Origin of the sequence: Kribbella antibiotica, assembly GCF_004349055.1 — a bacterium.
Taxonomy (GTDB): Bacteria; Actinomycetota; Actinomycetes; order Propionibacteriales; family Kribbellaceae; genus Kribbella; species Kribbella antibiotica.
Genome location: NZ_SMKX01000005.1, coordinates 105,125 through 123,699 on the forward strand (window position 1 = coordinate 105,125; position 18,575 = coordinate 123,699).

18 protein-coding genes are annotated in these 18,575 nt (G+C 68.5%); 11 read left to right on the plus strand and 7 right to left on the minus strand.

What is annotated here, in order from left to right:
• Positions 1 to 7: 7 nt before the first annotated feature.
• A complete protein-coding gene (locus E1263_RS03105) occupies positions 8 to 1,381 on the minus strand; it encodes a hypothetical protein (RefSeq protein WP_238161049.1) in 1,374 nt (457 codons plus the stop codon).
• A gap of 191 nt (positions 1,382 to 1,572) precedes the next feature.
• Between E1263_RS03105 and E1263_RS03110 the strand changes: the two genes are divergently transcribed.
• Positions 1,573 to 2,775, plus strand: a complete 1,203-nt coding sequence (locus tag E1263_RS03110; protein WP_132165104.1) for a serine/threonine-protein kinase — start codon at positions 1,573 to 1,575, stop codon at positions 2,773 to 2,775.
• Positions 2,776 to 2,780: 5 nt separating this feature from the next.
• Here E1263_RS03110 and E1263_RS03115 read toward each other — a convergent pair whose 3' ends face one another.
• A complete protein-coding gene (locus tag E1263_RS03115; RefSeq protein ID WP_132165106.1) occupies positions 2,781 to 3,401 on the minus strand; it encodes an SAM-dependent methyltransferase in 621 nt (206 codons plus the stop codon).
• A 92-nt stretch (positions 3,402 to 3,493) separates the two neighbouring features.
• On the minus strand, positions 3,494 to 4,579 hold the full coding sequence (locus E1263_RS03120) for a winged helix-turn-helix domain-containing protein (RefSeq protein ID WP_238161050.1): 1,086 nt from the start codon (positions 4,577 to 4,579) through the stop codon (positions 3,494 to 3,496).
• 92 nt (positions 4,580 to 4,671) lie between these two features.
• Here E1263_RS03120 and E1263_RS03125 point away from each other — a divergent pair, with 92 nt between their 5' ends.
• From E1263_RS03125 to E1263_RS03165, 9 genes are read left to right on the plus strand one after another with little or no spacing between them, the layout of a single operon-like run.
• Complete coding sequence (locus E1263_RS03125) at positions 4,672 to 6,282, plus strand: ABC transporter substrate-binding protein (RefSeq protein ID WP_202868700.1); 1,611 nt, start codon at positions 4,672 to 4,674, stop codon at positions 6,280 to 6,282.
• Positions 6,279 to 7,265, plus strand: a complete 987-nt coding sequence (locus E1263_RS03130; RefSeq protein ID WP_202868701.1) for an ABC transporter permease — start codon at positions 6,279 to 6,281, stop codon at positions 7,263 to 7,265. Before E1263_RS03125 ends, E1263_RS03130 begins: the two co-directional genes overlap by 4 nt.
• Complete coding sequence (locus tag E1263_RS03135; RefSeq protein ID WP_132165110.1) at positions 7,258 to 8,070, plus strand: ABC transporter permease; 813 nt, start codon at positions 7,258 to 7,260, stop codon at positions 8,068 to 8,070. The genes E1263_RS03130 and E1263_RS03135 overlap by 8 nt, the downstream gene beginning before the upstream one ends.
• A complete protein-coding gene (locus tag E1263_RS03140; RefSeq protein WP_132165112.1) occupies positions 8,067 to 8,876 on the plus strand; it encodes an ATP-binding cassette domain-containing protein in 810 nt (269 codons plus the stop codon). Before E1263_RS03135 ends, E1263_RS03140 begins: the two co-directional genes overlap by 4 nt.
• Before the next feature lie 7 nt (positions 8,877 to 8,883).
• Positions 8,884 to 9,510, plus strand: coding sequence for an ABC transporter ATP-binding protein (locus E1263_RS03145; protein ID WP_132165114.1), 627 nt, complete (start codon positions 8,884 to 8,886; stop codon positions 9,508 to 9,510).
• A complete protein-coding gene (locus E1263_RS03150; protein ID WP_132165116.1) occupies positions 9,507 to 10,490 on the plus strand; it encodes an ornithine cyclodeaminase in 984 nt (327 codons plus the stop codon). The genes E1263_RS03145 and E1263_RS03150 overlap by 4 nt, the downstream gene beginning before the upstream one ends.
• Positions 10,487 to 11,836, plus strand: a complete 1,350-nt coding sequence (locus tag E1263_RS03155; RefSeq protein ID WP_202868702.1) for an alanine racemase — start codon at positions 10,487 to 10,489, stop codon at positions 11,834 to 11,836. Before E1263_RS03150 ends, E1263_RS03155 begins: the two co-directional genes overlap by 4 nt.
• The gene (locus E1263_RS03160; RefSeq protein WP_132165120.1) at positions 11,833 to 12,891 is read left to right on the plus strand and encodes a PLP-dependent cysteine synthase family protein; all 1,059 of its coding nucleotides are present in this window, start codon (positions 11,833 to 11,835) and stop codon (positions 12,889 to 12,891) included. Before E1263_RS03155 ends, E1263_RS03160 begins: the two co-directional genes overlap by 4 nt.
• Positions 12,888 to 14,270, plus strand: a complete 1,383-nt coding sequence (locus tag E1263_RS03165) for an MATE family efflux transporter (protein WP_202868703.1) — start codon at positions 12,888 to 12,890, stop codon at positions 14,268 to 14,270. The genes E1263_RS03160 and E1263_RS03165 overlap by 4 nt, the downstream gene beginning before the upstream one ends.
• Here the strand turns inward: E1263_RS03165 and E1263_RS03170 are convergent.
• The 4 genes from E1263_RS03170 to E1263_RS03185 are packed head-to-tail and all read right to left on the minus strand — an operon-like array spanning position 14,255 to position 17,837.
• A complete protein-coding gene (locus tag E1263_RS03170; protein WP_132165122.1) occupies positions 14,255 to 15,016 on the minus strand; it encodes a class I SAM-dependent methyltransferase in 762 nt (253 codons plus the stop codon). The two genes, E1263_RS03165 and E1263_RS03170, sit on opposite strands and share 16 nt — an antisense overlap.
• Complete coding sequence (locus tag E1263_RS03175) at positions 15,013 to 15,786, minus strand: ABC transporter ATP-binding protein (RefSeq protein ID WP_132165123.1); 774 nt, start codon at positions 15,784 to 15,786, stop codon at positions 15,013 to 15,015. Before E1263_RS03175 ends, E1263_RS03170 begins: the two co-directional genes overlap by 4 nt.
• Positions 15,783 to 16,751 (minus strand): ABC transporter substrate-binding protein, encoded by a 969-nt coding sequence (locus E1263_RS03180; protein WP_132165125.1) that lies wholly within the window; start codon positions 16,749 to 16,751, stop codon positions 15,783 to 15,785. The genes E1263_RS03175 and E1263_RS03180 overlap by 4 nt, the downstream gene beginning before the upstream one ends.
• A 3-nt stretch (positions 16,752 to 16,754) precedes the next feature.
• Complete coding sequence (locus E1263_RS03185) at positions 16,755 to 17,837, minus strand: FecCD family ABC transporter permease (RefSeq protein ID WP_132165127.1); 1,083 nt, start codon at positions 17,835 to 17,837, stop codon at positions 16,755 to 16,757.
• A 129-nt stretch (positions 17,838 to 17,966) separates the two neighbouring features.
• Here E1263_RS03185 and E1263_RS03190 point away from each other — a divergent pair, with 129 nt between their 5' ends.
• The gene (locus E1263_RS03190) at positions 17,967 to 18,530 is read left to right on the plus strand and encodes a hypothetical protein (protein ID WP_132165129.1); all 564 of its coding nucleotides are present in this window, start codon (positions 17,967 to 17,969) and stop codon (positions 18,528 to 18,530) included.
• Positions 18,531 to 18,575: the final 45 nt, after the last annotated feature.

Here is an 18,575-nt window from a genome sequence, read left to right on the forward strand (position 1 = left end):
GTCCCCTTTATGCGTCGAGCCGGTAGAGGGCCGCGGCCCCGGGTGCCAGGGTGGCGACGATCTTGGTCTTGTCGGTCTGCGCGGTGTAGGCGCGGGTCGCCGGATCGAAGACCGAGACCTTTGTGACCGTTGTCTGGTTCAACGAAACGGTGCTGGTCGCGCTCGCCCCGGACTGCCGGTTCGCGACGAGTAGCCACCGGGTCCGCGCCGCATCGGTCGGCCGGAACCGCCCCAGTACGGCGGCACTGCCCGACGTACCGGTGAGATAGCTGTCCGGGGTGAATCCGGCCGGGCCGGCCGGCGGGGTTTCGTTCGCGTGGACAGCGAGTTCGGAGATCAGCGGTTTGAGCTCGGCGCCGACCGGGCGGAGCCAATTCGTGTTGATGGTCTTGGCGGCGTCGTACAGGGGAGTGTGGGTGCCGTCGAGGGTGGTGAGCGCGCGGCCGAAGCTCTCGCCGCGTGCGGGGTCGGGCTGCCAGTAGGTGAAGTACTGGATGCCCTTGCAGCCGTAGGCGAGGCTCGTGTTGATGTTCCACAGGAGCTCGGGCTGCGTCGGGAAGCGGTGGCCGGAATATTCGACGCTCTGCACGAAGACCCACGACGGGATGTTCGCGCGCAGCGCCTCGGAGCGGATGATCGCCCAGTTGCCGAAGTAGTTCGGGTCCTCGCCGGAGGTCAGCAGCGGATACCGGTCGTACGACAGCATCGGCGGATGGCAGGTGTCGACGAAACGGCGAACCATCGCGCGGTAGCCGTCGCCGGTGCCTGGGACAAGATTCGAGTACGGCGTATAGGTCGGCGCTTGCTCACGCGCGATCGCGAAGGCTTTGCCCAGCGAAGGGAGCTGCGCTTCGGGCGGCTCGTCGCCCAGGCTGAAACCGGCGAACGACTCGAAACCGCGATACTGGTTCAGCGCATTGGTCAGCAACGTCCGCGCGTCGGCCGTGGTGATCGACATCGGGACCGATCGGTCGTCGCTGATCGTGAACCGACGGGCCATGTTCTGCACGTCGGGATCGCTGGAGACCAGCACCTTCAGCCCGACCTGCTCCGCGATCGCCAGCGAGTGCCGGATGATCGCCTGGTCGTCCACGTAGTTGCCGGTGATCACGAAGTTGAAGCCGGCGTCGCGGATCTCGCCGTACCGCTCGACGGTCGTTTGGTACGGCGGTGGGGGCCAGAACAGCCCGATCGGGTATTCGGCGCCGCCCACCAGCGGCAGGTCCACGCAGGCTGCCGCGGCTTGGGTGGGTACGGCGGCCGATCCGGTGCGGCGGTGGGCGAACGGAAGCGGTGCGGCGGCCAGGGCCCCGATGACGGCACCCCGAAGGACTGCCCGCCGACCGAATCCTCCTGCGGCCTTCTGCTCAGGAATGATCATGCTGACCAGAACAACCGACGCGGTGACGCTGAGCAATCCTTGAGGCCACGTTCGAAGTGAACGTCTGCCGACCAATACCGGACAGCCGATGCACAGCCGCCCGAATCCGGGTTTGATCACATGCAGTAATCTCGGGGGTTGGCGCCCGCAGGAGCGGGTTGCTGTACGGGCGGGGTGGGTACGAGGACCGGATGTTGATTGCAGGGCGGTACCGGCTGGGCGAGTCGCTCGGCCGCGGTGGGATGGGCGAAGTGCACCGCGCCACTGACGAGTTGCTGGGCCGCGTCGTCGCTGTGAAGACGATGCTGCGGTCGAGTGCGGACCCGTCGGCGGCCGAGCGGTTCCGGCGCGAGGCGCGCGCCGCTGCCCGGCTGAGCGATTCACACATCGTGGCGGTCTACGACTTCGGCCAGTACGACGATGCGTTCTACCTGGTGATGGAGCTCGTCGAGGGGCGGTCGGTCGCGGGCGAGCTGGCTGCGAGCGGCCCGCTGCCGTGGGAACGAGCGATGGCGATTGTGCGCCAGGCGGCGATCGGGCTCGCGGCCGCGCATGCCGAGGACGTCGTGCACCGTGACATCAAGCCCAGCAACCTGCTGATCGCGGGAGACGGGACGATCAAGGTCGCCGACTTCGGCATCGCGCAGATGCCGGGCGGCGAGGCCAACGAGCTGACGGTCACCGGCCAGATCCTCGGCAGCCCGTACTACTTGTCGCCGGAGCGTGCGCAGGGCCGGCCTGCGGGCTCCGAGGCTGACATCTACGCGTTGGGCTGTGTTCTGTACGAGCTGGTCATTGGCCGGCCGCCGTTCACCGGTGATCATCCGACGGCTGTGCTCTACCAGCACGTGGATGCCGAGCCGGTCCCGCCGAGTGAGCTGCGGCCGGAGCTCGCCGGGCCGCTCGAGGGCATGCTGCTGCAGATGCTCGCCAAGGATCCGGCGGAGCGCCCGACTGCCGAGCAGCTCGCCGCCGGTAGCTGGACGCCCACGGTTGTGACCCAGCAGTCGACACAGGGCACCACGGCACCGCTCGCGGTTCCTGCTGGTCCGGCGCCGACCCCGGTGCGCTCGAACAAGCAGTTGATGATCATCGTGGCCTGCGCGTTCGCGCTGGCCGCCGCGGTCGCGGTCGCTGTCGTCCTCCAGAACACCGGTAACGACGTGCCTCCGACCGTCGACCTGCGGCCAAGCGTCACCGCGCCGGTGCCGACCACGTCGGGCCCGACCGATCCGACGCAGACCACCGAGACCACTCGGCCGCCGTCGACCACACCCTCGGCGACGCCGACTCCCACGCCGACGCCGACCCCGACACCGACTCCTACGCCGACCCCCACTCCAACACCGACGCCGACCCCGACGCCGACCGCCACGGACCCCCCGACGCCGTAATTAACTCAAGACAGTCGGCGCGCCTTCACCGTGCCGTCCTGGTAGTGGAGTTCCTTACCGTCGATCACCTTGACGCTGTCATGCGCAGCTTCGGTGAGGACCTCCCACCGGCCGTCCTTGAGTCCGAGGTCGGCCACGACCTCGGCCGGCGTCGGGAAGTGCACATCGGCATGCGCCTGGTGCTGTGACTTGTCCGGGAACTCCAGGTGCCCCTCGATCAGCAGTACGCCGCCGACGGTCACCGCATCGGCCGCCTGCCGGAGAATCTCTTCACGCGGCAGCTCGATCGTCGAGTGCAAGAACTGCGCCGACACCAGCTCGAACGTCCCCTCCGGGAACGTCTTGCCCAGCTCGTGATGCTGCCACTCGATCAACCCGTCGACACCAGCCTCCTTGGCATGCTCCGCGGCCCTCCCGAGCGCGACCGGCGACACGTCAACCCCCGTCACCCGCCACCCCTGCTGAGCCAGCCAGATGGCGTCGCCACCCTCACCGGACCCCAGATCAAGCGCCCGCCCCGGCTCCAGCCCGGCCACCTCCACCACCAACGCCGCGTTCGGCGCACCACTCCAGATCCGCTTGCTCTCGGCGTACCGGGCGTCCCAAAGCTCTTCTGCTGTCGTCATACCACCAGCTTCCGCCGCCACCCCAGGATCGACAACTTCCATTGCCAATCCGGCAAACCGCGGACCGAGCCCTCATGCCATTTGGTGAGTGTCTAGGCGAGCTCGATGGTGGCTAGGCCGATCCACTTGGCGAGGCTCGCTAGTTCACCCTCGACGGCTTTCCGTGTCTTGTTGGTGAAGGTGATGTCCTCGTGGATCGCGTGCACGCGCAGCACCGAGGCCTTGCGGTCGGCGGTTGCGTCGAGCTTGCCGACCAGTTGGTCGCCGTGCAGGATCGGGAGGGCGAAATAGCCCCAGCGGCGTTGGGCTGCGGGCTTGTACATCTCGAGGGTGTACTCGAAGCCGAAGAGTTCCTCGGCCCGGCCGCGGTTGTGGATCAGCCGGTCGAAGGGTGACAGCAACGCCGTACGGGGTTCGAAGTCGGGCGCCTCCAGGGCGGCGGGGTCCACGCGCCACTCGCCTGTGGTGCCTTCGACTGTCGCGGGCTCGCCGACGAGTCCGACGATCCATGGTTCGACGGGGACCTCGGTGCCAGTCGCTCGGGCGATGCCCAGCGACTGCAGCCGCCGCTCGTTCTTCTGCCGGGCTGCTTCCTCGACGCTCGGGACAACCAGGCCGGCGGGGTAGACGCGCTCCGGCAGATCCCACGTCCGCTGCCGACCGACGCGGCCGGAGATCGCGACCTCGCCGCGGGCGATCAGGCAGTCCAGCATCTTCGTCACGTTGCGCGCGTTCGACCAGCCGGTCGACTGCCACGGCTCGGTCGCGGTGTCGGGGATGTCGCGCGAGAGCAGCGGCCCGCGCTCGCCGAGCAGCTCCAGGATGTCGCGCCGAAAGCCGTCGTTCTTCCGCATCCAGTCCCGAGCCCGCTCCCACGTCGGCTGCTCCGCAGCACCCGCGAGGTACAACCCGACATCGCTGGTCGGGCGGATCAGCGCGTTGTACTCGAAGAGCGTCCGATCCACCTCCAGCGCGTGCCGCAACTGCCCAGGCTCGTACGACGCCCCCAGCCGGCTCCAGGGGACAAGGTCCGCATTCGGCGCGATCGCCGCGGTCGGATCGATCTGCAGCAAGGTCAGGTCATGAACCATCGACACCAGGTCGGTCGGCCGATCCGCCGTCAGCAACTGCGCCCGTACGGCGATCCTGCGCGCCTGCTGCTTCGTCAGTTGGAGCACCGCCCCACCGTACCGTCAGGTAACGGTCAGGGGTGATCAGGCTCACAGCCGACCAGGTAGATAATGACATCCATTTTCACTAAGTTGCGGTGGTGCAAACCTCTCCGCGCCAGTGGTGCCTGCTTGTTGTCCTTGCTGTGGTTGGTCTTGCCGGTTGCGGTGGTCCCGCGCCGGCCAGTAGTGCCCCCGACCGGTTCGTCGTCATCGACGGCGAGGAGCTGGGGAATTTCAATCCGCTGACCGGTCACGGCAGTAACGGCGAGTCGAAGATCTACGAGAGCCTGTACCGCGTCGCCGAGGGCCAGGACGACCGTATCCCGGATGCCGTGCCGGTGCTCGCCGATGGCGCGCCTACTCCTGTCGGCGGCGATCTCACGCACTGGCGGGTCCAGACCCGCGCCGGGATTACGTTCTCGGACGGTTCGACCTTCGGCCCGGAAGATGTCGTTGCCACCTACAACGCGGTGATCAACCCGGCCTTCGCCGCGCCGATCGCCGCCAACTTCGACTTCCTGCGCACGGCGAAGGTCTCCGGCCCGAACAGCGTCGACCTCTGGCTGACCGGCGCCTACGCCGATGTCCCGCACCGCCTGTTCCTCGCGATCGCGCCCGCCGAGACTCTGGCGAAGCCGGGCCCCGCGGACAAACTTGCCCTGGGCAACAAGCCGGTCGGGACCGGACCCTATGCGCTGACCGAACTGCGCGCCGACCAGGTCGTCCTCACCGCCCGCGACAACTACTGGGGAACCAAGCCGCAGGTCACAACCTTCGTCGTACGGCGAACTGACGACGAGAAGGCCCGTGCCGCCCAGCTCGCGAGCAGTGCGGATGGCACCCGGCTCTCGCCTGCCCTGGCCAAGGCGGTTGCGAAGAACGGCTATCGCACCGTGGTCGGCAAGGCCAACGACTGGCTCGGCATCACGCTTCCCACCGGAAATCCGGTCGCCGGCGATCCCGCGATCCGCCTCGCGCTGAACCTCGGTGTCGACCGCGGCGCCATGGTCCGCGACATTCTCGAGGGCGAGGGCACCGCTGTGTCCACCCTCGTCACCTCCTTGTACGGCGCTGCTTACGACCCGGCCCAGGACTTCACCTTCGACGCCGACCGCGCGCGGAAGGTCCTCGACAGCGCCGGCTGGCAAGCTGGAGCCGACGGCATCCGCGTCCGCGACGGCAAGCGCGCGACCTTCGACGTCGCCTACTACCCGACCGACATCCTGCGCCGCGATCTCACGATGGCTGCTGTCTCCGACGCCAAGAAGATCGGCGTCGAGCTCAAGCCGGTGGCGGTCGAGAAGTCGACGATGACCCCGGAATACCTGGCCAAGACCGCGTTCATGCTCGGCGGCGGCGGGCAGCCCTACACCCTCGACACCCAGCTCTACCCCAAGTTCCACTCGAAGTACGCCACCGCGGGCGCCGGTTCGAAGTGGGACAACGCCTCCGACTACGTGAACCCCGCAGTCGACCGCGCGCTCGCAGCGGCCCGTGTCGAACGCGATCCGGCCAAGCGCGCCAAGCTGTACCGCGACTTCCAGGTCGCCTACCACGCAGCGCCCGCGATGTTGGCGCTCGTGTCGGAGAACCACGTCTACGTCGTGCGTGACAACGGCTGGAAGTTCGGATCCACCGCGCTCGAGCCGCACGCTCACGGCGTCGCATGGGGCCCGTGGTACTCCCTGGCCCGCTGGACGCGCCAGTGATCCGGAGCCGCCGCGCCCGGATCGGCCAGCTCGCCGGCCGACGACTCCTGTACGGCGTACCGCTGGTGCTCGTCGTTTCGCTGGCGACCTTCGCTTTGGCCGCAGCCAGTCCGTTCGATCCGTTGGAGGCGTACCTCGGCGGATCGGGCGACGGCTTCACCGAAGCGGAGCGTGGTGCGCTGCGGGAGACGCTCGGGCTCAACCAGCACTGGTTCACAGCTTGGTGGCAGTGGCTGACTCATGCGCTGACCGGCGATCTCGGCTATTCACGCAGCTTCCACGAACCGGTGGCGCAGGTCCTGTCCGAGCGTCTGGGCTGGACCGCCTTGCTCGGCGTCAGCGGCTCAATCGTCGCGGTGCTGCTGTCAGCGGCTCTAGGAATTGCAGCGGGGCTACGCGCCGGTGGTTTGGCCGACCGGCTGATCAGCGCCTTCGCGGTCGTCTTGTACGCCGTACCGCCGTTCATCGTTGCTTTGGGCGCCGTGCTCCTGTTTGCCGTGACCCTACGATGGGCTCCGGCGGCCGGGCTGAGTGATCCGGGCGAGGCGATCACCGCTGCGTCGACCGCGCGGCACCTTTTCCTGCCAGCGCTGGTACTTGGGCTGTCCCAGGTGCCACCGCTCGCGCTCGGGCTGCGGGAGGCCATTACGAGCGCGGCGGCTGGAGACGCCGTACGGGGGGCTCGGGCTCGCGGTTTGCCGTGGCGGATCGTCAATCGTCGGCATGTGCTCCCGATGGCCGCTGCGCCGTTCTTCGCCCTCGTCGGGGGCCGACTGCCGGAACTGCTCGTCGGGGCGACCGTGGTGGAGACGGTCTTCGCTTGGCCCGGTCTCGGTGACGCGGTGGTGAACTCGGCGCGAGCGCTGGACTTCCCGCTGCTTGCGGTCGTCATCGTGCTAACGGTGACGCTGGTTGTCCTCGGCAACCTTGCAGCCGATGTCGCTGCGGCCGTTGTCGATCCGAGGATTGAAGCCGATGGCTGACCGGTCCCGGGCGAGCTGGGTCGCCGCCGCAGCCGTCGTACTGCTCGCCGGGTACGCGATCCTCGCGCCAATCGTGCATCCCATCGACGAATCCATCACCGACTTCGCGGCCGGTGGCCAAGGGCCGGGCGCCCAGCACTGGTTCGGCACCGACGACTCAGGGCGCGACCTGCTGACGTTGGTTGCCAAGGGCATGCGTGTCTCTCTGGTGATTGCGCTGGCGACCGCGGTGATCTCCACCCTCGTCGGGCTCGTCGTCGGGATCACAGCAGGCGCCACCGGTGGCTGGTGGGACCGGATCAGCATGCGGGTCGCTGATGCGATGACGGCGGTCCCGAGCCTCTTGCTGTCGCTGCTCATCGTCTCGCTGTTCCGCGGCTCGCTCATCGCGATCGTCGTCTCGCTGGTCCTGACGCACTGGACGGCGACCGCCCGCGTCGTACGGGCCGAAGTCCTGTCGGTCCGCAAGGCCGAGTACGTCGAAGTGGCCCGGCTACACGGGCTCACCGCAACTCGGATTGCGCGGGTTCACTTCCTGCCGGTCGCGGCGGGCCAAGCGCGGATCGCCGGCGTACTGCTGATTGCGCATGCCGTCTGGCACGAGTCGACGCTGTCGTTCCTCGGCGTCGGTCTGCCACCGCATCAGGCATCCCTCGGCACACTGCTCGCGGATTCCGGCCAGGCGTTGCTGCTCGGGCATTGGTGGCAGTTGGTGTTCCCGGCCGGCGCGATTGTCGCCGTCACGCTTGCGCTCGCGACGCTCGCCCGGTCGCTCGCCGTACCGCGCAAGGAGACGATCGCATGACCCTCGAACTCGAACAGGTCGAGGTACGCATCCCCATCGGCTCCGGTCGCGAGGTGCATGCCTTGACCGAGATCGACCTGGTCGCAGTGCCGGGCAAGCCGCACTTCGTGGTCGGCGGCTCGGGCTCCGGTAAGTCGACGCTGTGCTCAGCCGTGACCGGTCTCCTTCCCGGCAACGCCCGCTTCAGCGGCACGGTGAAGGTCGGCGATCTCGCCGCGCCCGCCCTGTGGGGTCAACGCGGACGAGTCATCGGTGTGGTGCCGCAGTCCGCAATGACCTGTTTCACCCCAGTACGGCGCCTCGGCGGCCAACTGGCCGAGACGGTCCGCTACCTCGGCGGTGAGCGCGGTCCCGGAGAACTGCTCGATGTCGTCGGACTCGACCGGAGCGCGCTCGCAAAGTATCCGCTCGAACTGTCGGGCGGCATGCTTCAACTGGCTGCCATCGCCGCCGCACTGGCCGGTGACCCGCCGGTCGTGGTGGCCGACGAGCCGACTTCGGCGCTCGACCGTCAGCGCTCGGAAGATGTCGTTCAGTTGCTAGCGAAACTCGCCGCTGATCGAGTCGTTCTGGTGGCGACGCACGACCTCGCTGCCGTCCGAAGCGCGGCCGCCGACGCGGACCTGTCAGTCATGTTCGCGTCGCGCATCGTCGAGACCGGCACGGCCGGAGAGGTCTTCGACAACCCGAGCGCGGACTACACCCGAGACCTGCTCGCCGCGCTGCCGGAGAACGGGCTGCACCCGCTCCCGTGGCCGACGCCGGATCTGATCGACCTGCCCGCCGACTACCGGTACGGAGGCTGAGAACCCCATGCTCTCGGCGCGTTCCCTCGCGGTCGGCCACGGCCGGACCGCTCTGCTCACCGACGTCGAACTCGATGTCGCCCCCGGCGAGATCGTCGGACTGGTCGGACCCTCGGGCTCCGGCAAGACCTCGTTGCTGCGCGTCCTCAGTGGACTGACTCGTCCGCTGGCAGGCGAGGTCCTGATCGACGGCACTCCACCGCCTAAGCGTCCGCAGGGTCGAGTGGCGATGCTGTTCCAGTCGGCCCGTCGCTCCTGCGATCCGCGCCTGACCCTGCGCCAATCCATCGAGCTGTGTGCCCCAAAAGCTGGGGTCGACTGGGACGCCTTGTGTGCCAGGGCGGATCTCCAGACCGCGCTGCTCGACCGCCATCCGCATCAGGTGTCGGATGGGCAGTTGCAGCGGGCCGCCATTGCCCGCGCTCTCGCCGGTCAGCCCGGCTATCTGCTGTGCGACGAGATGACCGCCGCTCTCGACCCGGCCGCGACCGCGGCGGTGGTCGCGACCGTGCGCCGAGCCGCTGTTGATGGTGCCGGGGTCTTGTTCGTCAGTCATGACCTTCCGCTGGTCGCCGCTGTCGCCGACCGCGTCCTCGATGTTGCCGAATCCTCCCTGCGAAAGGCCCACCTATGAACGCCGCCCCGAGATTGCACGTCCTCAGCCGGACGGATCTGCAGAACCTCGAACTCACGCCCGCCGAAGCGATCACCCTGGTCGAGGACGGCTATCTCGCCTACGCCGCCGGCCGCTCCCGCAACCCGGCCAAGCTGATGGTCCCGCTGCCCGACCCGGAACGCGACGCCGTCACGTACTCGATGCTGGGCTACGACGGCTCGCTCGAACAGGCCGCCTTCAAGACCAGCTACCGCCAGGGCAGCACCTCCGCCGAGAAGTACTACACAACGATCACCCTGTACGACGACACCACGGGGATGCCGTTCGCCCTGATGGACTGCCAGCGCGTTGGAGCGACCCGTACGCCCGCGACCACCGCCCTGATCGCTCGGAACTGCGCCCGGCCAGGCGCCCGTACGGCGCTCATGGTGGGAACCGGGGTGCAAGGGCTGCGCACCCTGCCGTACCTGCTGACCGCGTTGCCCGACCTCGAACGACTGCAGCTGTTCGGCACCCACCCCGACGGTCTCCGGGACAGCGTCGCAGCCGTGGCCGAGCGGTTCCCTGACCGCAAGGTCGAGCTGATCGACGACGTCGAGGCCGCAGCCCGCGAAGCCGACATCGTCGTGGCCGCCTCGGGCCGGGCCGCGCACCCGAAGATCCAGCTCGGCTGGCTGCCCCCGGGTGGTCTGCTGGTATCCGTTGCCAGCAAGGGCGTTCAGGAAGGCACGCTGGCTCAGGCCGACTACACCGTGGCCACCAGCGCCGCACAGGTGGAGGTCACCGGTCAGCGGATGGCCGGGCCGGATGGCGTGTTCCGCATCGACGCCGAGCTGCCGGAAATCCTGGCCGGCCGCGCCCCGGGCCGCCGTACGGATGAGGACCGGGTGTTCGCGTTCAGCAGCGGCATGATCATCACCGACATCCCGGTCGCGCACACCCTGGCCGCGCGCGCGATCGCCGCTGGTCGCGGGCAAGAGGTAGCGCTGTGGTCATGACAGAGACGCTGTCGCCGCCGTTGCCCGCGCGCGAGAGACCCTGGGCTCAGACCGTGCGCACTTCGCGGACGATCTGGGACATCGCGCATGCGATCGGTGGCGGGCCCTTCCACGTCATCAACCCGGCGAGTTTCGCCGAGAACCTTGAGCAGATGATCGGTGCGCTCGCGGCCGAAGGTGTCGCGGGCACGGTCTACTACGGCAAGAAGGCGAACAAGGCCGCGGCGTGGCTCCGTGAGTGCGCCAGGCCGGGTGCCGGGGTCGATGTTGCCAGCGTCCCCGAGCTGGTCCATGCCTTGGGCAACGGAGTTCGCGGCGAGGCGATCGGCGTGACGGGGTCCGCGAAGCCGGACGGCCTGATCTGGCTGGCGTTGCGGCATCGGTGCCTGATTGCGGTCGACGCGGCCGATGAGCTGGAACGCGTGCTGGACTTGGCGAGTGAGCTGGGGGAGAAGGCCGAGATTCTGCTGCGGGTTCGCCCGCCGGCTGCTCCCGACAGCAGGTTCGGATTCGCACCTGAGGCGCTCAAGGCCGCCGTACGGCGATGTGCCGAGCCCGGCGCTCCCGTCGTACTGCAGGGGTTCTCGTTCCACCTGGACGGCTATGACCCGGTGCCGCGGGCGGAGCTTGCGGTGCAGTTGATCGCGCTCTGCTTGGACGCGCGGGCGTTGGGGCATCCCGCGGCGAAGATCAGCATCGGTGGCGGGATCGCCGTGTCATATGTCGAGGCTGAGGACTGGGCGCGGTTCGAATCCGGTCGGGAGGACGGCTGGTTCCACGCGGGGAAGAACCCGGCGCGGACCTATCCGTATCACCAGTCGCCCACCGGCGCTGCGATGGTCACCGCGATCTTGCGGCACCAGGTCGGCGGACGCTCGCTGGCTGACCGGTTGCGCGAGACCGAGGTCGAGTTGCTGCTCGAGCCTGGCCGGGCGTTGGTCGACGGCGCGGGGTTCAGCGTCTTCCCGGTGCTGGGTTGCAAACCGAGTGACGAGCACCTGATCACCACTGTTGCGGGGCTGTCGATGAGTCTGTCCGAGCAGTGGAAGGGCAGCGAATTCCTGCCTGATCCGATTCTGATCCGCCGTACGGATGGGGTTGCGGAGCCGGTGCGGACGGCGGTCGGCGGCTCCAGTTGCATGGAGTACGACGTCCTGACCTGGCGCACGATCCAGTTGCCGGCGCGACCGATGCCGGGGGACCTCCTGCTGTACCCCAACACTGCGGGCTACCAGATGGACAAGAACGAAAGCGGCTTCCACCAGTTGCCGCTGCCGCCGAAGGTAGTGCTCGACGGCGACCGTTGGCACGTCGACACCGACTACCCGATCCAGGAGATCCGATGACCGTCGTCCAGCGCGTGTCCGAACTGATCGGGAACACGCCGTTGCTGGAGCTCGCGCGCACCGGGACCGGAACCCGCCTGCTGCTCAAACTCGACCAGCTCAATCCCACCGGTTCGTGCAAGGTCCGGATGGCGCAGCGGATGGTCGACGACGCCGAGCGCGACGGCCGGCTCCGGCCGGGCGGTCACATCGTCGAGCCGACCTCCGGCAACACCGGCTGCGGTCTCGCGCTGATGGCGCTGGAACGCGGCTATCGGTTCACCGCGGTCGTCGACCAGCACGCAGCCCGGGAGAAGCTCCGGATGCTGACTGCGCTGGGCGCCGAACTGGTGTTCGTCGACATCCCCCCTGGTGGCGGTGTCGGCTCGGTTCTCCGCCGACGGGTTGCGGCTGAGATTGCCGCGGCGACGGGTGCCTTCCACCCTGACCAGCACAACAACCCAGGCAACGGCGGCGGGTACGGCGACCTGGCCCTGGAACTGCGTCGGCAGCTCGGCGCGGTCGATGTGCTGGTCGCTGCGATCGGGACCGGCGGGTCGTTGTGTGGAACCGTGCGGGCACTGCGGGATGCTGGTTCGCGGACCAGATCGGTCGCGGTTGAGCCGGTTGGGTCGATCATCTTTGGTGGCGCTCCGGGCACCTATCACCAGACCGGCGCGGGGAGTCCCGAGGGTTTCCCGATCGGTCTGAACGTCGATCGCGCGGTCATCGACGAATCCCACCGGGTGTCCGATGCTGACGCGTTCGCGGGAGCTCGCGTTGTCGCGCGGCGGACTGGTGCGCTGGTCGGCGGGACGACGGGTGGCGCGATTCACGTTGCGCTGCGTGGGCTGCTCGGTCATCCGGCCGGCAGCACGGTCGTTGTCCTGTGCAACGACACCGGTGAGAAGTACCTCGACTCGGTCTTCGACGACGAATGGTTGCGGGCACGCGGAGTGCTCGACGAGCTTGCGCATCGGCGGGTCGAGCGCTGGTTCACGACGTACGAAGCATCGGTGCGCGTGGCGACGCGGGACCGCTGGGCGACGCGTCAGCCGGTGGCGGTGGGCGTGTGACGACAACAGTGGAGAGGGCCCGAACGACTGACGGCTACCGCACGCTGATCGCGCTGGCTGCTCCGATCGCGGGGATCCAGCTGGCCCAGGTCGCGCTCACCAGCGTCGACCTGGCGATGCTCGGGTTGATCGGCGTGTCCGCGGTCGCGGGCGGCGGATTGGCGATCCTGCTCTACAACCAGATCCGGACGATGTGCGTCGGGATGGTCACCGGCGTCGGCAACCTGGTCGCAACTGCGGCCGGCGCTGGCGAGCGCCGTGCCGGCACTGGGGAGACGGACGACCAGGCGCGGCAGGAGATCCGGACGCTGCTGCGGTCGGCGCTGCTGGTGGCGACCTTGACCGCGGCGGCCGGGGCGGCGGTCCTGTGTGGTCTCGCGGCCGCGCTGCCGTTGCTGGGGCAGAAGCCGGAGATCGTTTCGTTGGCCAGGGCAATGATGTTCGCCCTGGCCGGTGGGCTGTTCCCGATGATCTGGCTGAACGTGCTGCGCCAGTTCGCGGTCGGGTTGCGACGACCGGGTTCGCTGCTGGCGGTGACGCTGGTGTCGATCGCGGTGAACGCCGTACTGAACCTGGTCTTCATTCACGGTTGGCTGGGCATGCCTGCGCTCGGCGTCGCGGGCGTCGGGCTGTCGACGACGGTCGTGCAGTTCTTCACGTTGACGGTGTTTGCGATGGCCGTACGGCGGGATGCGCAGCTGCGGCCGATGGTGTCGCTCGCGGCGTGGCGGGCGGATCCGCAGGTCGTTCGGCAGATCGTCCGGCATGGCACGCCGATCTGCTTCACCTACGGCTCGGAGGCCGCGATCACCTCGATCGCGACGGTGCTGATGGGCTTGTTCGGGCCCGTCATGCTCGCTGCCTCGAACGTGGCGAATCAGCTTGCCTACATCGTTTATCAGGTCAACATCGGGCTGTCCCAGGGCTCGTCGATTCTGGTCAGCCGGGCGGTTGCTCACGAGGAGGAGTACCGGGCGCGAGCCATTGCCAGGCATGCCTTCACCCTGTCGTGGACGCTCATGGCCGTGGTCAGCCTGGCGTATCTCGCGATTCCGCAGGTGCTGCTGTCGGTGTTCCTGTCCGGCGGGACCGACGCGGCGGTGCTGGCCACGGCGTCGAGCTTGTTGCTGTTCGCGATCGCGCAGCAGTACAGCAAGGGGACCCAGAACATCCTGGTCGGGTTGCTGCGCGGACTCGGCGACACGAAGTCGGGACTGCGGTCGACGCTCGTCGGATATTGGCTCGTCGGTGTGCCGGCGATGGTGCTGTGCGCCTACGGATTCGGCTGGGGCGGGTGGGGAGTCTGGGCTGGTCTGTGTACCGGATTTGCGGCGACCGCGGTGCTCCTCGGCCGCCGCTTCCGTCAGCGCACGGCGTAGACCACGTGGTCGTCGAGGTAGCGCCAGATGGTGCCGACCTCACGGAACCCCGCGCTCCGTAAGGTCTCCTGGTGAAATCCCAGGGTGACCTTCGGGGGCGGGGTGTGCAGGTCGGCACCCCAGCGGCGACTCCGCAGTTCGGCAGCTTCGGCGTACGCCGGAAAGGATTCGGCGGCCTTCCACCAGTCGTCCCAGGTGTCCACGCCGGCCTCGAAAGCGGCTTGCTGGACGGCCTCGTCGTCGTCGGCCGCGATCCGGTGCAGCGTGGACTCGGTGGTCTCGTCGTAGTACAGGTTGTCGCCGTTGAGCACGATGCCGCCGGGGCGGACGAGCTCGCTGAGGCGCCAGTAGACAGCGGTCAGATTCTCCGGCCTGAGCCAGTGCAACGCGGTTGAGCTGACGACTGCCTCGAAAGGTTCGGTACCGACGGCCTCGTGCCAGTTGGGATCGTTGAGGTCAACGTCGACGACCTCGACCTCCGGCCGGTCCTTGGTGAGATCGGTGCCGATGGCAAGCAAGACCGGGTCTTTGTCGGCGATCACCAAGCTGGCTTGGGGGAGTTGCTCGATGATCTTGAGACCGAGTGAGCCGAAGCCGCCCGCGAGGTCGAGGATGCGCGGCTGAGCAGTGTCCTTGCAGATGTGGGCGACCACGCGCGCCATGGTGGCGAAGCGGTCGGCTCGGTGTCGGACGTAGGCGGTCTGCTGGGCATCCCAGCGGTCGGCGAGCTCTTGCGGGTTTGTCATGACTGGCCTTCCAGGGGCAGGGTGAATGCGAAATGGGCGACATCGTCCGGACCCCGGAGCACGTGGGTCCGGACCTGGTAGACGGGGTCGAGGGTCGCCGGGACCAGAACGTCGTGCGGTGATCCACCGGCGATGATCCGGCCCTCGTCGAGGACCAGGACCTGATCACACGACCGAGTGGCGAACTCCAGGTCATGCAGTACGACGACGGCGGTCGGGGCGATGCGCCGTACGAGCTCGAAGATCTCGAGCCGGTGCCGGGGGTCGAGGTGGTTGGTCGGCTCGTCGAGCAGGACATGGCCGGCGCCTTGGACGAGCGTGCGGGCGATGGCCACCCGCTGGAGCTCACCGCCGGACAACACGGCCAAGCGTGCGGTCACTCGATCAGCGAGCCCGACCACCTCAAGCGCCTCGGCCACCGCCTCGTCGACCTCCCGGCCGCCGCCGGCGAGCGGTCCACGTCGTGCGAGCGCGCCGAGGGCGACCTCGTCGGCGATCGTCAGCGACGGATCGGGCTCCAGCCGTTGCCCGACGTACGCGACCCGCTGCGCCATCCAGCGGCGCGAACGCCGGGCGATGTCGGTGCCGTCGATCTCGACCCGGCCGCCGGTCGGCGTGAGGACGCCGTTGAGGGCGCGCAGCAACGTCGTCTTGCCGCTGCCGTTGGGACCGACGATGGCCGTCGTCGATCCGGTCGGGATGGTGACGTCGATCCCGGCGAGCAACTGCTTCGGACCGGCGTGGACCGTCAGCCCGGTGACGCGAATCATTCGAAGCCGGTCAGCAGGCGGGTCAGTTGTTCCGGTGCCCGGGTGGAGAGGACCGAGGGCGGATCGGTGTAGGGGAAGGGAAGGGTGAGAACGCGCTTGTCCCGTACGGCGGCCAGCCCGGCGACTCCGCTCGCGGAGGTGAACGCCTTGAGGGTTTCCTCGGGCTTGTCGCCGGAGTAGAGCAGCACGATCGTCTGCGGGTTCCGCGAAACGAGGTCCTCGACACTGACGTCGAAGACGCGCTTGTCGGTGTCGGCGTAGACGTTCTTCAGACCGACGGCCTGGAAGATCGGCGTGACCATGCTGGGGCCGCCGTACGGGGAGAGGACTTTGCCGCCCGAGGAGACGTAGATGGCCGCCGCGGTGCCGCGGACCGGGGCCTTGAGCTCGGCGATCTTGCCGGTGGCCGTCTTGATGACCTGCTCGGCCTGCGACTCCGCACCGACCAACTTGCCGTAGGTGCGCAGCTCGTCCCAGACGCGGTCGAAGGTGGCCAGACCGGCGAGCTTGGCGCCGCGCGTCCCGCAGAAGGCCGCCGGAATGTAGACAGGCACTCCCGCCGCCTCCAGCGCCGGACGGTCCACGGTGACGTCGGCCGCGATCACCAGATCGGGCTGGGTGGCGAGGATTGATTCCTGCGAGACGACCGAGCCGCCGGTGGCGTTCTTCGTCGCGACTGTGGTGCCGAGCTTGTCGAAGAACTGGTATGTCGACTGTTCGTACAGACCGGGGTTGAGTCGCGCGGTTGCGCCGACCACGCGGTCAACGGCGCCGAGGGCTTCGAGGTTTGCGACTGGGTCGTTGTCGACGACGAAGATCCGCTTCGCGGGGGCTTTCAGCTTCAGGTCCTGACCGCAGCTCTGCACGGTGATCGCCGAGCCGGTCGGCTCGCTGGCCGTCGTACTGGAGCAGCCGCTGGCCAGGAGGGCGACGCCTGCGAGCAGCAGAAGGGGTTTGAGTGGCATGAATCAGCTTCCTGTGGTGATGGCGCGGCGTAACAGCAGGACTAGGAAGGGAGCGCCGAGGATTCCGGTGACGACGCCGACCGGGATCTCTTGGGGCGCGACCGCGGTGCGCGCGATGGTGTCGGCGGCCAGCAGCAGTGCGCCGCCGAGCAGCGCACTGACCGGCAGTACGGCGCGATGCCGGCCGCCGACGAGTCGCCGGGCCAGGTGCGGGACCACGAGTCCGACGAAGCCGATGCCGCCGACACCGGCGACGATCACGCCGACCATGGCCGACGTACCGATGAGGACGAGGAATCTGGCGCGTTCCGGGTTGAGCCCGGCCGCGCGAGCCGAGTCGTCGCCGGAGCTGAGTGCATCGAGGATCGGCGCTACTGCGATCAGGACACCGATGCCGACAAAGGCGGCGATGGCGGCGCTGTTGAGCACGGCCGGCTGGACTGAGCTCAGTGAGCCGAGCAGCCAGAACATCACCGAGCGGGCGGCTTCGGGGGAGTCCGACCAGAAGATGAGGAAGTTCGTGACGGCGGTCAGCATGTAGCCGACGGCGAGGCCGGCCAGGATCAGGCGGAACGGTCCGCGTTGTCCGGCCAGGCCGCCCAGGGTGATGACGAGTGCGACGGCGCCGACCGCTCCGGCGAGCGCGGCTCCGGCCAGGACCATGGCGCCACCTGCGCCGGCGACCAGGGCGACGAAGGCGACACCTGTTGAGGCACCGGCGTTGACACCGAGGAGGTAGGGGTCGGCCAGGCCATTGCGGGCCACGGCTTGGAGTACTGCTCCTGCGACGGATAGGCAGGCGCCCGCGAGCGTGGCCATCAGGACTCGGGGGAGGCGAGTGCCCCAGACGATCTGCGCCAACGGACCTTCCGTGGGCTGACCTCGTAGTTTGTGGCCGACGATTTCCAGGACGTCCGCCGGCGGGATTCGCACGGGGCCGATCCCGAGCGCGACCGCCATTCCGGTGCCGAGGAGCAGGAGCAGGGCGACCACCCAGAGCCGCGCACGACGTCGTACGGCACGCACTGCCAGCACCGCGGGCGGCGCCTCCACCGCCACGCGATGCTTGTTGAACATAGTTTTCATTTCTATCAAGGTTCGGGGCGGCTCGGCAAGAGTTCCCCGCGGCGCTGTGGGACATGCCACAGGCTTCGGAGCGGGATTGAACGTGAGGGATTACGCCGGGATGGCGGGAGATGTCACCATGTCGGGGATATGGCTGAGGGTGGGTGGTCTCGCGCGGTGCGGGCGGCGTTGTTCGCCGTCGTCTGCGTGCTGCTCACTGTGCTCGGCCACGTCCTGATGTCTGGTACGCCGCTGCCGTGGTGGGTGACAGTCGGCGCCTTCGTCGGTGTCTTCGGCGCCGGGTGGTGGTTCGCGGCGCGTGAGCGCGATGTGCCGTCGGTGACCGCCGTCGCGGTCGCTGCGCAGGCTGTGCTCCACGGCGGGTTCACGATCGCTCAGCTGCTGAGTGCGCCGGCCATGCACGGTCACGGGCATTCCATGGGGCTCGGCTCCATGCTGGGGATGTTCGGCGCACACTTGCTGGCTGGGCTGCTGAGCGGTCTTTGGCTAGCCCTTGGTGAGCAGGCTGCCTTCCGGATCGTGCGTCTGGTGGCGCAGCGCGTCAGTACGTCGCTGTCGCTGGCGACGCGGGCGCCTCTGCAGTTGCCGCGGATCGGGCTTCGGCCGGTGTTCCGTTTCTGGACGATGCGGCAGTGGCGGTTGGGGCACGCCATCGTCTCCCGAGGTCCTCCTTCGGTGGTCGCTGTCTTCTGACAGCTCGACCCACCCGGCGCCGTGCCGCCCTGGCCGCGCCGGGTA